We start from the raw sequence: 15,801 nt of genomic DNA on the forward strand, positions 1-15,801 counted from the left end.
TCCCGTTCAGATGCCGAGTTGGTTGTCGATGAAGTCGAAGATCTCGTCGTCGCTGGCCGAGCCGAGCCGCGAGACCGATTCGTCCACAGTGGCCGCGGGTGCGCACCGGCCGAGCAGCGCCTGCAGCCGGACGGCGAGCCCGGCGCGGGCGTCGTCGTCCAGCCCGGTCAGCGCGTCCCCGAGTGCGGTCTCCAGGCGGCCCAGCTCGGCGAGCACCGGCGCCGGGCCGGCCTCTCCGACGGCCCCCAGCTCGCCGCCCAGGTGCGCGGCGAGGACGTCCGGACTCGGGTGGTCGAACAGCAGCGTCGCGGGCAGCCGCAGGCCGGTCGCGGTAGCGATGCGGTTGCGCAGCTCCAGCGCGGTCAGCGAGTCGAACCCCTGCTCGAGGAACCCGCGGGCCGGGACGATCGCCTCCGGTCCGCTGTGCCCGAGCACGGCCGCGGCCTGGGAGCGAACCAGGTCCAGCAGCAGCGCGACCCGGTCCGCACCGTCCACTCCGGATAGTGCGGCGAGCACCGCGGCCGCCGGATCGGCCTCGGCCACCGCCCGGCGGGCCGGCGTCCGGACCAGGCCGCGCAGCACCGCGGGCACCCCGTGCGTCGCCGCGCGGGCCTGGACCAGCCCGGTGTCGAGCCGCATCGGCACGAACGCGGATTCACCGGACGCCAGCGCGGCGTCGAACAGCGCCAGGCCTTCGTCTTCGGTCAGCGCGGCCACACCGCCGCGGGACATCCGCTTGACGTCGGCGTCGGCGCCCATACCGCCGCCCTCGGTCGCCCAGAGACCCCAGGCCAGCGACGTCGCCGGCAAGCCCTGGGCCCGTCGGTACGCCGCCAGCGCGTCGAGGAAAGCGTTTGCCGCCGCGTAGTTCGCTTGGCCGGCATTGCCCATCGTGCCCGCCGCCGAGGAGAAGAGGACGAACGCGTCGACGTCCCCGGCCAGCTCGTGCAGGTTCAGCGCGGCGTCGACCTTCGGCCGCAGCACGACGTCGAGGCGGTCGGGGTCGAGCCCGGCGAACGTGCAGTCGTCGAGGACACCGGCGGTGTGCACGACCGCGGACACCGGATGTTCGGCCAGCAGCGCCGCCACGGCGTCGCGATCGGCGACGTCGCAGGCCGCGAACGTCACCTCGGCGCCCAGCTCGCGCAGCTCGGCGCCGAGCCCCGTGTCGGTGCCGCGGCGGCTGACCAGCAGCAGGTTCCGCACGCCGTACGCCGTGATCAGGTGCCGGGCGAACAGCCCGCCCAGCGCACCGGTGGCCCCGGTGACCAGCACCGTTCCGGCCGGGTCGAGGGACGCGAGCCCCTCGCTCGCGGTCTCGGCACGTGCCAGTCGCGGCGCGCTCGCCACGCCCCGGCGGAGCATCAGCTGCGGCTCGCCGGTGGCCAGCGCGGCGGGCAGAGCGCGCAGCGACGCGTCCTGGTCATCGACGTCCACCAGCACCAGACGGTCCGGGTATTCCGACTGCGCGGACCGCAGCAGGCCCCAGACCGCGGCGTTCGCGAGGTCGTCGACGTCCGGGCCGGCCGCGTACCGGGTCCGGAACACGATCTTGGTGTCCAGCAGGCGGTCGTCGGCCAATGCGGCCTGGGCCTGGGCCAGTGCGCGGAAGACGGCCAGCCGTACCGCGCCGGCGTCGGCCGGGCCCGCTTCGCACGGCAGCACCAGGACTTCCGGCGCCGCGGCATCGTCGTCGGTCGCGGAGAGGAAGTCCTCGTATTCGCGGACTTCGACGCCACTCGCTCGCAGGGCATCCGCCAGCGCGGGGTCGTCGCCGGCGATCGCCCAGGTGCCGGGCCGCTGCGCGGCCAGCGGGACGCTGGACCAGCCCAGCTGGAACAGCGACCCCGAGCGGGCCGGTGCGAGCCGCCCGGCCGGGCGGAGCACCAGGGCGTCGATCGTGGCGACCGGCGCGCCGGTGGCGTCCGCGATATCCAGTTTGACCGCGTCACGACCCGCACCGCTCAGCCGCACACGCAGCCGCGACGCCCCGGTGGCGTGCAGCCCGACCCCGGCGAAGGAGAACGGCAGGCGGCCGGTGCCGGTGTCCTCGACCAGTGTGCCGAGCCCGACCGCGTGGAGCGCGGCGTCGAGCAGGGCGGGGTGCAGCCCGAACCCGGTGGCTTCCTCGGCGAGCTCGACTTCGGCGAAGACTTCGCCGTCGCGCCGCCAGGCGGCCCGCAGGCCCTGGAACGCCGGGCCGTAACCGAACCCGGCGCCGGCCAGTGCCTCGTACCAGCCGTCTAGGGGCACCTGCTCGGCTTCCGGCGGCCAGGACTCGAGGTCCGCGGCGGCCGGTCCCGGCTCGGGGGTGAGTGTCCCGGCCGCGTGCCGCGTCCAGGGGTCCTCGGTGCTCTCCGGTCGCGAGTGGACGGTCACCGGGCGACGGCCGGACGCGTCCGGCGCGCCGACGCCGACCTGCACCGCGACCCCGCCCTGCTCGGACAGGATCAGCGGCGCCTCCAGGGTCAGCTCCTCGATCCGCGGGCAGCCCGCCTGGTCGCCGGCCCGCAGCGCGAGCTCGACGAAAGCGGTGCCCGGCAACAGGATCACGCCCTGGACGGCGTGGTCGGCGAGCCACGGGTGGGTCCGCGTCGAGAGCACGCCGGTCGCGACGAGTCCTTCGCCCCCGGCCAGCGCGACGGTCGCGCCGAGCAGCGGGTGGCCACCGGGGGCGAGGCCGAACGCGCTCGCGTCGCCCGGCCTCGGCGCGCCCGCCGACGGCCAGAAGCTCTGGCGCTGGAAGGCGTACGTCGGCAGCGGGACCGGCCGGGTCGTTGCCGGGCCGAACGGCCGGGTGACGTGCCCGCGCACCTGAAGCGTGCCCAGCGCGGTGACCGCGGTGAGCGGCTCGGGCCGACCCGAGCGCAGCGCGCTCACGAAGGTGCCGGTGGCGCTTTCCTGGGCCATCGCCGTCAGCACGGCGTCCGGTCCCAGCTCGAGGAACGTCGAGACGCCCTGCGCGGCCAGCGCCCGCACACCGTCGGTGAACCGGACGGCCTCACGCACGTGCCGCATCCAGTAGCCCGCGTCGAACTCCGTCACCAGTTGCCCGGTGACATTCGAGACGATCGGTATAACCGACTTACTGTAAGACAGAGACTCCGCTATACCCCGGAACTCTTCGAGCATCGGCTCCATCAGCGGCGAGTGGAACGCGTGACTCACGACCAGCCGCTTGGTCTTCCGACCCAGGTCGGCGAAGTGTGCCGTAGCCGCCAGGACCGCGCCCTCATCGCCGGAGATCACCGTCGAGTTCGGGCCGTTCAGCGCGGCAATGGTCACACGGTCTGACTGATATACCGTCGACTCCGACGTGTTCGGCGCAGCGACGGTCATACCGTCTGACTGATATACCATCGACTCCGAGTCGTTCGGCTCAGCGACGGTCATACGGTCATACCGATATACCGTCAAAGCCAGATCGCTAGGTTTAGCGACGGTCACACTGTCAGACGGATATACCGTCAACTCCGACCCGCCCCGCGCAGCGGCGGTCATACGGTCAGACAGATATACCGAAACCTCCGCCTCGGTGGCCTGGACGGCGACCATCGCGCCGCCCTCGGGCAGCGCTTGCATGAGCCGGCCGCGGGCTGCGACCAGCTTCACCGCGTCCGCCAGCGACAAGACTCCCGCCACGTGGGCGGCGGCGATCTCGCCGACCGAATGGCCGAGCAGGTGACCCGGCCGCATCCCCCAATCCTCGAACAGCCGGTACAGCGCGACTTCCAGTGCGAACAGCGCGGGCTGCGTGTACTCCGTCCGGTCGAGAGCGGCCGCGTCCTCGAAGACGACCGTCCGCAGCGGACCGTCGAACTCCGCGCACACGGCGTCCAATGCGGCCGCGAACACCGGATAAGTTTCGTACAGCTCGCGGCCCATCCCGGCCCGCTGGCTACCCTGCCCGGTGAAAAGCACGGCCAGGCCGCCGGTCGTCACCTCACCCTCCACGACGGACGGTGTGTGCTCACCGCGGGCCAATACGCCCAGCCCGGCGCGGAAGCCGTCCCGGTCGGCTGCGACGACGGCCGCGCGGTGGTCGAACGACGCCCGCGTGTCCGTCAGCGCCCGGCCGATCTCGGCCAGGCCGAACTCCGGGTGAGCGTCGAGGTGGGCTCGGAGCCGCTGCGCCTGGTCCCGCAGGGCCTGCGGCTCGCGCGCCGAGAGCACCCACGGGTGCGGCCCGGCCGCGTCCGCGGCCGGCGGCTCCGCCGCGACCGGGACCTGCTCGATGATCGTGTGAGCGTTGGTTCCGCTGAACCCGAACGACGACACCGCCGCCCGGCGCGGCCGCCCGGTCTCCGGCCACGACCGCTGCTCGGTGAGCAGCTCGACCGCACCGGCCGACCAGTCGATGTGCGGCGACGGCTCGTCGACGTGCAGGGTCTTCGGCAGCACGCCGTGGCGGATGGCCTGCACCATCTTGATCACACCGCCCACCCCGGCCGCCGACTGGCTGTGCCCGATGTTGGACTTCAGCGAGCCCAGCCACAGCGGCTCGCCGGTGCGCTCGGCGCCGTAGGTCGCGAGCAGCGCCTGCGCCTCGATCGGGTCGCCGAGGACCGTGCCCGTGCCATGACCCTCGACGGCGTCCACATCGGACGGTGTGAGCCGCGCGTTGGCCAGCGCCTGGCGGATCACCCGCTGCTGCGAGGGACCGTTCGGCGCGGTCAGGCCGTTGGACGCGCCGTCGGAGTTCACCGCGGTCCCGCGGACGACCGCGAGCACCGGATGTCCGTTGCGTCGGGCGTCGGAAAGCCTTTCCAGCAGGAGCATTCCGGCGCCTTCGGACCAGCCGGTGCCGTCCGCCGCGGCGGCGAACGCCTTGCAACGGCCGTCCTCGGCCAGGCCCTGCTGGCGGCTGAAGTCGATGAACGCGGCCGGGGTCGACATCACCGCGACCCCGCCGGCCAGCGCCAGTTCGCATTCGCCCTGCCGCAGGGCCTGCGCCGCGAGGTGCAGCGCCACCAGCGACGACGAACACGCCGTGTCCACGGTGACCGCCGGGCCTTCGAGCCCGAAGGTGTAGGCGACCCGGCCGGACGCGACACTGCCGGACGTCCCGGTGCCCAGATACCCCTCGGCACCGGCCGGAACGGTGTGCAGCAGCGCGGAATAGTCGTTGTACATCACGCCGGCGAACACGCCGGTGCGGCTGCCGCGGACCGCGTGCGGGTCGATACCGGCCCGCTCGAACGCCTCCCACGACGTCTCCAGCAGCAGCCGCTGCTGCGGGTCCATGGTCAGCGCCTCGCGCGGGCTGATCCCGAAGAACGCCGGATCGAACTGGTCGGCGTCGTGCAGGAATCCTCCGTGGCGGGTGTAGCTCGTGCCGGCCTGGCCACGGTCCTCGGCGTAGAGCGAGGCGAGGTCCCAGCCGCGGTTGGCGGGGAACTCCGAGACGGCGTCGCCGCCGGTCTCGACCAGACGCCACAGCTCCTCCGGCGACCGGACGCCGCCGGGGTACCGGCAGGCCATCGCGACGATCGCGATCGGTTCGTCCACATGGGACGCCGCCGCCGCGACCGTCTCCCGCGCCTGTGTGCCGAGCAGTTCGGCGGCGAGGAACCCGGCCAGGACCTCCGGGGTCGGGTAGTCGAAGACGAGCGTCGCCGGCAGCCGCAGCCCGGTGGCCGCGGTGAGCCGGTTGCGCAGCTCGATCGCGGTCAGCGAGTCGAAGCCGAGCTCGGTGAACGCGGTACGCGCGCCGATCGCGGCCGGCGTGGCGTGGCCGAGCACGCCGGCGACCTCCGCACGGACGACGTCGAGCACCAACGTGTCACGGTCCTCGGCCTTGGCCAGCCGTGCCGCGAGCGAACCGGGCTCGGCCACCGCGGCGGCGCGGCGGGCGGGGGCCCGCACGAGGCCGCGCAGCAGCGGCTGCACCGTCCCGTTCGCCGCGGCCTGCGCCCGCAGGACGTCGAGCATCAGCCGGACGGGCACGAGCTGGGCCGATCCGGCTGCCAAAGCGGCGTCGAAGAGCCGGAGTCCATCCTGAGTGGACAGTGCAGCGACCCCGGACGACTCCAGCCGGCGCAGGTCCGCCTCGTCGAGGGTGCCGCCCATGCCGCCTGTCTCGGCCCACAGGCCCCAGGCCAGCGACGTCGCGGGTTCGCCCTGCTCACGGCGGTGCGCGGCGAGTGCGTCGAGGAAGCTGTTGGCCGCGGCGTAGGCCGCCTGACCCGCCCCGCCGAAGATCCCGGCGGCCGAGGAGAACAGCACGAACGCGTCGAGGTCTTCGTTCAGCTCGTGCAGGTTGAGCGCCGCGGCCGCCTTCGGGCGGAGCACCGCGGCGAGTCGTTCGGGGGTCAGCGAACCGAGCACGCCGTCGTCGAGGACACCGGCGGTGTGCACGACGGCGGTCACCGGGTGTTCGGCCAGCAGCGCTTCGAGGGCGTCGCGGTCGGCGACGTCGCAGGCCGCGAACGTCACCTCGGCGCCCAGCTCGCGCAGCTCGGCACCCAGTCCGGTGTCGGTGCCGCGCCGGCTGACCAGCAGCAGGTTCCGCACGCCGTGCGCGGTCACCAGGTGCCGGGCGCACAGCGAACCGAGCGCGCCGGTGCCGCCGGTGATCAGGACGGTCCCGTCGGGCCGGAACACCACCGGCGTACCTGTGGTCTCCACGGCCAGCCGTGGCGCGAGAACCTCACCGCCGCGGATCGCCGTCTGTGGCTCGCCGCTCCCGGCGGCCGCGAGGATCCGCGTGACGTCGGCGTCGCCGGCGTCGACCAGGGTGAACCGGCCCGGGTTCTCGGTCTGGGCGGTGCGGATCAGGCCGATCGACGCGGCCGCGCCGAGGTCGGTGATCCGGTCGTCCGGGCCGGCGGCGACCGCGCCGCGCGTGACGACGACCAGCGTGGACCGCGCGAACCGCTCATCGGACAGCCACGCCTGAGCCAGTTCCAGAGTCCGGTCCACATCGGACACTTCGACCACGACGGCCGGGGGCACGTCGGTCAACTCGGCGAGGTCGGTCACCACGGTGTAGTCGCCCGGGTCCGGCTCGCCACCGGCGGCGACCGCGGTCCAGTCCACTGTGTACAGCGGCAATCGATCCCCGGCGAGCTGCGCGGCCTGGATCGGGCGCAGGACCAGAGAGTCCGCGCTGAACACCGGCTGCCCGGCAGGATCGGTCGCCTCGATCGAGACGGCATCGGTGCCCGCTGCGGCCAGGCGCACCCGCAGCGCGGACGCGCCGGTGGCGTGCAGCGAGACCCCCGACCAGGAGAAGGGCAGCCGGGCATCGTCGGCGTCGAGGACGCCGAGGCCGATGCCGTGCAGGGCCGCGTCCAGCAGGGCCGGGTGCGCCCCAAAGCGCGACGACTCGACCTGGTCGTCGAGCATGACCTCGGCGAACACTTCGCCGCCGCGGCGCCAGGCCGCGCGCAGGCCCTGGAACACCGGGCCATAACCGAGACCGGTGGCGTACAACGCGTCGTAGAGCCCGGTGACGTCGACCGGCACGGCCCCGGCGGGCGGCCACTCCGTCGTGTTGGCCGCTCCCGTCGCCGTGTTGGCCATTCCCGGCACTGTGTTGGCGGTCCCGGTCGCCGAGTTGGCCGGTGCCTGCACTGTGTTGGCCGCTCCGGTCGCCGTGTTGGCCACTCCGGATTCGGAATCGGTCGACCGGCGTACCGGAACCGCCAGCTCGGTCGCCGGAATGGCCGACTCGGCGGTCAGGGTGCCGCTCGCGTTGCGGACCCAGGGCTCGCCGCCGATCCGGGAGTGCACGGCCAGCGACCGGCGGTCGCCGATGGCGGCGCCGAGCGTCAGCTGCACCGTGACCTCGCCGTCGGCGGGCAGGACGATCGGCTGCTGCAGGGTCAGCTCTTCGATCCGGGCGCAGCCGAGGTCGGCGCCGGCCCGCAGGGCGAGCTCGACCAGCGCGGTGCCGGGCAGCACTATCGCGCCGTGCACCTGGTGCTCGGCCAGCCACGGCTGAGCGGCCACGGACAGCCGGCCGGTGAACAGCACACTGTCCACCTCGGCCAGTTCGACGGCCGCGCCGAGCAGCGGGTGCCCGGTGGCGACCAGGCCGGCGGCCGCGACATCGGCAGCACTGACCGGGGCGTGCAGCCAGAACCAGCTGCGCTCGAAGGCGTAGGTGGGCAGGTCGACGCGCCGGGCGCCGTCGAACAACGCGGCCCAGTCGACCGGAGCGCCGGTCGCGTGCGCCACGCCGAGCGCCGCCACCGCGGTGTGCGGCTCGAGACGGCCCTTGCGCAGCGCCGGGACGAACGTCGCGTCCGCGACGATCTCCTGGCCCAGCGCCGACAACACGCCGTCCGGACCCAGCTCGACGAACGTCGTGACGCCCCGGGCCGCCGCCGCGCGGACACCGTCAAGGAACCGCACGGCCTCACGCACGTGCCGCACCCAGTAGTCAGCGTCGAATTCCGTAATCGGCGAACCGGTTACGTTCGAGATGATCGGTATGACCGACTGACCGTATGACAGAGACTCCGCTATACCGCGGAACTCCTCGAGCATCGGGTCCATCAGCGGCGAATGGAACGCGTGGCTCACGACCAGCCGCTTGGTCTTGCGACCCAGGTCGGCGAAGTGCGCCGCGACCGCCAGCACCGCGTCCTCGTCGCCCGAGATCACGGTCGAATCCAGGCCATTCAGCGCCGCAATGGTCACACGGTCTGACAGATATACCGAAACTTCCGCCTCAGTGGCCTGCAGGGCCACCATCGCGCCACCTGACGGCAACGCCTGCATCAACCGGCCGCGAGCGGACACCAGCTTCACCGCGTCCGGCAGCGACAGGACACCCGCGACGTGCGCCGCGGCCAGCTCGCCGATCGAGTGGCCGACCAGCACATCCGGCCGCAGGCCCCACGACTCGAACAGCCGGAACAGCGCCACTTCCAGCGCGAACAGCGCCGCTTGCGTGTACTGGGTCTGGTCGACGTCCCCGTCGAGATCCAGACCGGCGGCGATCTCGTCGAACGCCGTCGCGAACACCGGGTAGGCCGCGTACAGCTCCCGGCCCATCCCCGCCCGCTGGCTGCCCTGGCCGGTGAACAGGTACCCCAGCCCACCGCCGGCCACCGCGCCGGACTCGCCGCGCGCGACGGCTTCCAGCCCGGCACGCAGCTCGGCGACATCCGAGCCGGTCACGACCGCGCGGTGCGCGAAGCGGGCCCGCCCGGTCGCCAGCGAGAACCCGACGTCGGCGGGGTTCTCCTCGGACACGAAGTCCAAGAGCGCCGAGGCCTGACCGCGCAGCGCCTCGGGCGTCTTGGCCGAGAGCACCCACGGCACCACCGGCATCGACGCCGGTGTGACGGCGGGCGAGAGTTCCGGGTACTGCTCGATGATCGTGTGCGCGTTGGTCCCGCTGACGCCGAACGACGACACCGCCGCACGCCGCGGCCGGCCCGTCTCGGGCCACGGCCGTTGCTCGGTGAGCAGTTCCACCGCGCCGGACGCCCAGTCCACGTGCGGGGTCGGCTCGTCGACGTGCAGCGTGCGCGGAAGGACGCCGTGGCGCATCGCCATGACGACCTTGATGATCCCGCCGACACCCGCCGCGGCCTGCGTGTGCCCGACGTTCGACTTGAACGAGCCGAGCCACAGCGGCTCACCGGTCCGTTCGGCACCGTACGTCGCGAGCAGTGCCTGCGCCTCGATCGGGTCGCCCAGCGTGGTGCCGGTGCCGTGCGCCTCGACGACGTCCACATCGGACGGTGCGAGCCGCGCTTCGGCCAGCGCCTGCCGGATCACGGTCTGCTGCGCGGGCCCGCTCGGCGCGGTGAGGCCGTTGGACGCGCCGTCGGAGTTCAGCGCCGAGCCGCGGACCACGGCGAGCACCGGGTGCCCGTTGCGGCGCGCGTCGGACAGCTTCTCCAGCAGCAGCATGCCCGCGCCCTCGGACCAGCCCGTGCCGTCCGCCGCGGCGGCGAACGACTTGCACCGGCCGTCGAACGACAGCCCGCGCTGCTTGCTGAACTCGACGAACGCCCCCGGCGTCGACATCACGGTGACCCCGCCGGCCAGCGCCAGCTCGCATTCGCCCGAGCGCAGGGCCTTGGCCGCCCAGTGCAACGCGACCAGCGACGACGAGCACGCGGTGTCCACCGTGACCGCCGGGCCTTCGAGGCCGAAGGTGTAGGCGACGCGGCCCGAGGCGATGCTGCTCGACCCGCCGGTGCCGAGGTAGCCCTCGACGCCGGGCGGGATCGTGTGCAGCCGCGAGGCGTAGTCGTGGTACATCACGCCGGCGAACACGCCGGTCCGCGTGCCGCGCACGGACTCCGCCGGGATCCCGGCGCGCTCGAACGCCTCCCACGACGTCTCCAGCAGCAGCCGCTGCTGCGGGTCCATCGCCAGCGCCTCACGCGGGCTGATCCCGAAGAAAGCCGGGTCGAATTCACCCGCGTTGTGCAGGAAACCGCCTTCTCGGACGTAGGACGTGCCCGAGGAATCCGGGTCGACGTCGTGCAGCGCGTCGAGGTTCCAGCCGCGGTCGCCGGGAAACGGCGAGATGCCGTCGCCGCCGTCGAGCACCAGCCGCCACAGGTCTTCGGGGCTCGCGATGCCGCCGGGGTAGCGGCAACTCATCGCGACGATCGCGATCGGCTCGTCGCTGCCGGACGTCGTCACGGCGACGCGGGCGCGGCTCGGGCCGCCGGTCAGTTCGATGCCGAGGTAGCCGGCGACCTTGGCCGGGTTCGGGTGGTCGAACACGAGGGTGGCGGGCAGCCGCAGGCCGGTCGTCGCGGCGATCCGGTTGCGCAGGTCGACCGCGGTGAGCGAGTCGAACCCGAGGTCCTTGAACGCCCGGCCCGGCTCGATCTCGCCCGCGTCGGCGTGCCCGAGGGCCAGCGCGACCTGCGTCCGGACCAGGTCCAGCAACGCCGTTTCCCGGTCGGCCGGGGACAGCTCGGCGATCCGCGAGCCCAGCGTCGAGGCGGCCGCGGCGGTGTCCACCACGCGGCGGACGGGCACCCCGGCCAGCCCGCGCATGATCGGCGCGAGCGCGCCGGTGGCCGCCTCGGCTCGCAGCGCGGCGGGATCGACCCGCATCGGGACCAGGACAGCGTCCGATGTGGACAGAGCGGTGTCGAACAGTTCGGTGCCCTGCTCGGCGGACAGCGCGAGCACGCCGGCGCGGCTCATCCGGGCGCGGTCGGCGTCGTCCAGCGACGCGGCCATGCTGCCGCCCGCCGCCCACAGGCCCCAGGCCAGTGACGTCGCGGCGAGGCCCTCGGCGCGGCGGTGCGCGGCGAGGGCGTCGAGGAAGGTGTTGGCGGCCGCGTAGTTGGCCTGGCCGGCGCTGCCGGTGATGCCGGACGCCGACGAGAACAGGACGAACGCGCGCAGGTCGGCGTCCGCGGTCAGCTCGTGCAGGTTCAGCGCGGCGGCAGACTTCGGGCGAGCCACCGTCGCGAGCCGCTCCGGGGTGAGCGCGGAGATGACGCCGTCGTCGAGCACGCCGGCGGTGTGCACGACCGCGGTCAGCGGATGCGCGGCCGGGACCGAGGCCAGCACCGCGGCGAGAGCGTCGCGGTCCGCGACGTCGCAGGCGGCGAAGGCGACCCGGTCCCCCAGCTCGGCGGCCAGCTCGGCCGCGCCGTCGGCGTCGGCGCCGCGGCGGCTGACCAGCAGCAGGTGCCGGACACCGTGGTGCTCGGCGAGGTGCCGGGCGAACAGCTTGCCCAGCGCACCGGTGCCGCCGGTGATGAGGACCGTGCCGTCCGGGTCCAGCGCGGACGGCGTTTCGTCCGCCCGGGCGACCCGCGCCAGGCGCGGGGCGAGCACGCCGCCGTCGCGGACGGCGGTCTGCGGCTCGCCGGTGGCGGCCGCCGCGACCAGGTCGCCGATGCCCGCGGCCAGGTCCAGGTCGACCAGGAAGAACCGGCCCGGGTTCTCCGACTGCGCGGACCGCACCAGGCCCCAGACCGGCGCCGCGGCCAGGTCGGCCACGCCTGCCTCGCCGACCGGCACCGCGCCCCGCGTGGCCACGACCAGCGCGGACTCGTCGAACCGCGAATCGGTCAGGAACTTCTGGAGCACGGCCAGGGCCCGCTCCGCCGCGTCGTCCCCGGCGAACCCGGCGACGACCACCTCGGGCACGTCGGCGCCCAGCTCGGCGACAGCACCGCCGAGACCCAGCTCGTCCGGACCGGCCAGGACGTACTCGTGCCGCATCGGGGTGGCCGGGACGGCGGTCCAGTCGACGCGGAACAGGCTGTCGTGGCCCCGGGTCCGCGCGGCCGCGATCTGTTCGGCCGAGACCGGCCGCAGCACCAGGGACCCGATCGAGGCGACCGGACGGCCTTCGGTGTCGGCCAGGGTGAGCGCGACGGCGTCGGTTCCGGCCCGGCTCAGCCGGACCCGCAGCGCGGAGGCGCCGGTGGCGTGCAGCCGGACGTCGGTCCATGCGAAGGGCAGGCTGCCGCCGCCGGTCTCGGTGAGGAAGCGGCCGAGCCCGACCGCGTGCAGGGCGCTGTCGAGCAACGCCGGGTGCAGCCCGAACGGTGCGGCGTCCGTGCCGGCGGGCAGCGCGACCTCGGCGAACACGTCGTCGCCGCGCCGCCAGGCCGCGGTCAGGCCGCGGAAGACCGGGCCGTAGCCGAATCCGCGTTCGGCGGTCCGGTCGTAGAAGCCGGTCAGGTCGACCTGCTCCGCGTCGGCCGGGGGCCACTCGGCGAGTCCGTCCTGAGTGGACGGACTCGCGGTGGCCAGGGTGCCGGAAGCGTGGAGGGTCCAGGGCTCGTCGTCGAGTCGTGAGTGGACGGTCAGGTTGCGGCGGCCGTCGTGGTCCGGCGCGCCGAGGGCGAGCTGGACCGCGACGCCGCCGGTCTCCGGCAGGACCAGCGGGGCCTGCAGGGTCAGCTCTTCGAGGTGGTCGCAGCCGGCCTGGTCCCCCGCGCGGACGGCCAGCTCGACGAACGCGGTGCCGGGCAGCACGGCCGGGCCGGACACCCGGTGCTCGGCCAGCCACGGGTGCGAACGCAGTGAAAGCCTTCCGGTGAAGAGGAAGCCGTCGCCGTCGGCCAGGCCGACCGCAGCTCCCAGCAGGGGGTGCTCGACGGAGCTCAGCCCGGCCGAGGTGAGGTCCCCGGGGCCGGACGTGGCGAGTTCGGGCCAGTACACGGACCGCTGGAAGGGGTAGGTGGGCAGCTCGACGCGGCGGCCACCGGGCAGCAACGCGGCCCAGTCCGGCACCGGGCCGCGTACGTGGACCTCGGCCAGCGCCGTCAGGAGTGTGCGCTCCTCCGGCCGGTCCGCGCGCAGCACCGAGCTGAAGGAGGCGTCGTCGGCGACGCACGCGGCGCCCATCGCCGACAGCACGGCGTCGGGCCCCAGCTCGAGGAACGTATCGACCTCGTTCGCGCGCAGGGTGCGGATGCCATCGGCGAACCGCACGGCCTCACGCACGTGCCGCACCCAGTAGTCCGCGTCGAACTCGGTGATCAACTCACCGGTGACATTCGAGACTATCGGTATAACCGTCTTACCGTAAGACAGAGACTCCGCTATACCACGGAACTCCGCCAGCATCGGATCCATCAACGGCGAGTGAAACGCATGGCTCACCGCGAGCCGCTTCGTCTTGCGATCGGCGAAGTGCGCCACCACCGCCAGCACGGCGTCCTCGTCACCCGAGATGACCGTCGATGCCGGGCCGTTCACCGCCGCAACCGTCACTCGGTCTGACAGATATACCGAAACCTCCGCCTCGGTCGCCTGCAAAGCCACCATCGCACCGCCGGTGGGCAGCGCCTGCATGAGCCGGCCACGTGCGGTCACCAGCTCGGCGGCGTCGGCCAGGGACAGCACCCCGGCCACGTGCGCGGCGGCCAGCTCGCCGACCGAGTGGCCTAGCAGGAACCGCGGCCGCAGCCCGAGGTGAGTGACCAAGCGATAGAGCGCGACCTCGACGGCGAACAGCGCCGGCTGGGTGTACCGCGTCTGGTCGAGCAGCTCCCGCTCACCGAACAGGACTGCCTTGAGCGGACGGTCGAGGTGGACGTCCAGCGCGGCGCAGACCTCGTCGAACGCGGCCGCGTACACCGGCTGGGTCCGGTACAGCTCGGCGCCCGCGCCGACGCGCTGGCTGCCCTGGCCGGTGAACAGGAACGCGAGCTTGCCGTCGGAGGCCGTGCCGCGGACCTGGCCAGGACGTTCGGTGTCCCCGGCGAGCGCGGCCAGGGCGTCGGCGAACCCGGCGCGGTCCGGCTCGATCAGCACGGCCCGGTGCTCGTGCGCGGTCCGCGTGACGGCCAGCGAGTGGCCGAGGTCGTCGAGGCGGACGTCGGTTTCGAGCTGACCGCTCAGGGACGCAGCGAGTTCGCGCAGGGCCGTGGCACTACGGGCGGAGAGCACCCACGGCCGCAGCCGAGGCTCTTCCGCCGGCCGCGCGGCCGGCGGCGAGACCGCGGGCGCCTGCTCCAGCACGACGTGCGCGTTCGTCCCGCTCATCCCGAACGACGAGACCGCCGCCCGGCGCGGCGCACCGGTCTCCGGCCACAGCCGGGCCTCGGTGAGCAGCTCGACCTCGCCCGCCGTCCAGTCCACTTTGGACGATGGCGCGTCGACGTGCAGTGTTTTCGGCAGCAGGCCGTGCCGCATCGCGAGGACCATCTTGATCACGCCGGCGATGCCCGACGCGGACTGCGTGTGGCCGATGTTGGCCTTGAGCGAGCCGAGCCACAGCGGCCGTCCCGCGGGCCGGTTCCGGCCGTAGGTGGCCAGCAGCGCCTGCGCCTCGATCGGGTCGCCCAGCGCGGTGCCGGTGCCGTGCGCCTCGACGGCGTCCACATCGGACAGTGCGAGACCGGCGGACGTCACGGCCTGCCGGATCACCCGTTGCTGCGCGGGGCCGTTGGGGGCGGTCAGGCCGTTGGACGCGCCGTCGGAGTTGACCGCCGAGCCGCGGACGACCGCGAGCACCGGGTGGCCGTTGCGCTGCGCGTCGGAAAGCCGTTCCAGCAGCAGAACGCCGACGCCCTCACCCCAGTTGGTGCCGTCGGCCGCCTCGGCGAACGCCTTGCAGCGGCCGTCGACGGCCAGCCCGCGCTGGCGCGAGAACTCCACGAACGCGCCCGGCGTCGACATCACCGCGACGCCGCTCGCCATCGCCAGGCCGCATTCGCCGTTGCGCAGGGCCTGCACGGCCAGGTGCAGCGACACGAGCCCGGACGAGCAGGCAGTGTCCACAGTGACCGCCGGCCCCTCCAGACCGAGGGCGTAGGCGATCCGGCCGGAGACGACGCTGGCCGCGTTGCCGGTGCCGAGGTGGCCCTCCATACCGTCGCGCGCCAGCAGCAGGAGCGTCGCGTAGTCCTGCATGTTGGTGCCCGCGAACACGCCGGTCTTGCTGCCGCGCAGCGACTCCGGATCGATCCCGGCGCGCTCGAGGACCTCCCAGGACGTCTCCAGCAGCAGCCGCTGCTGCGGATCCATCGCCAGCGCCTCGCGCGGGCTGATGCCGAAGAACGCCGAATCGAACTCGGTGGCTCGGTCCAGGAAACCGCCTTCTCGGACGTAGCTGGTGCCCTGGTGGTCGGGGTCCTCGTCGTAGATCGTGTCGAGGTCCCAGCCGCGGTCGCCGGGGAACGGCGTGATCGCGTCGGTCTCGTCGACCGCGAGCCGCCACAACGCCTCGGGCGTGTCGGCGCCGCCGGCGTACCGGCAGCTCATCGCCACGACCGCGATCGGCTCGGTGCCGGTCGACTCGGCCGCGGCCAGGCGCTGCCGGGTCTCGTGCAGATCCGCGGTGACCTTCTTGAGGTAGGTCACCAGTTTTTCTTCGGTCGCCATGTCAGGCCTGCCCCTCATTCC

At 73.5% G+C, this 15,801-nt stretch carries 1 protein-coding gene; it reads right to left on the reverse strand.

Going from position 1 to position 15,801, the window contains the following annotated elements:
• Positions 1 to 6 precede the first annotated feature (6 nt).
• On the reverse strand, positions 7 to 15,759 hold the full coding sequence (locus tag ACLJQZ_RS04285) for an SDR family NAD(P)-dependent oxidoreductase (protein WP_410619058.1): 15,753 nt from the start codon (positions 15,757 to 15,759) through the stop codon (positions 7 to 9).
• Between the last annotated feature and the right edge of the window lie 42 nt (positions 15,760 to 15,801).

Origin of the sequence: Amycolatopsis sp. cmx-8-4, assembly GCF_046548675.1 — a bacterium.
GTDB lineage: Bacteria > Actinomycetota > Actinomycetes > Mycobacteriales > Pseudonocardiaceae > Amycolatopsis.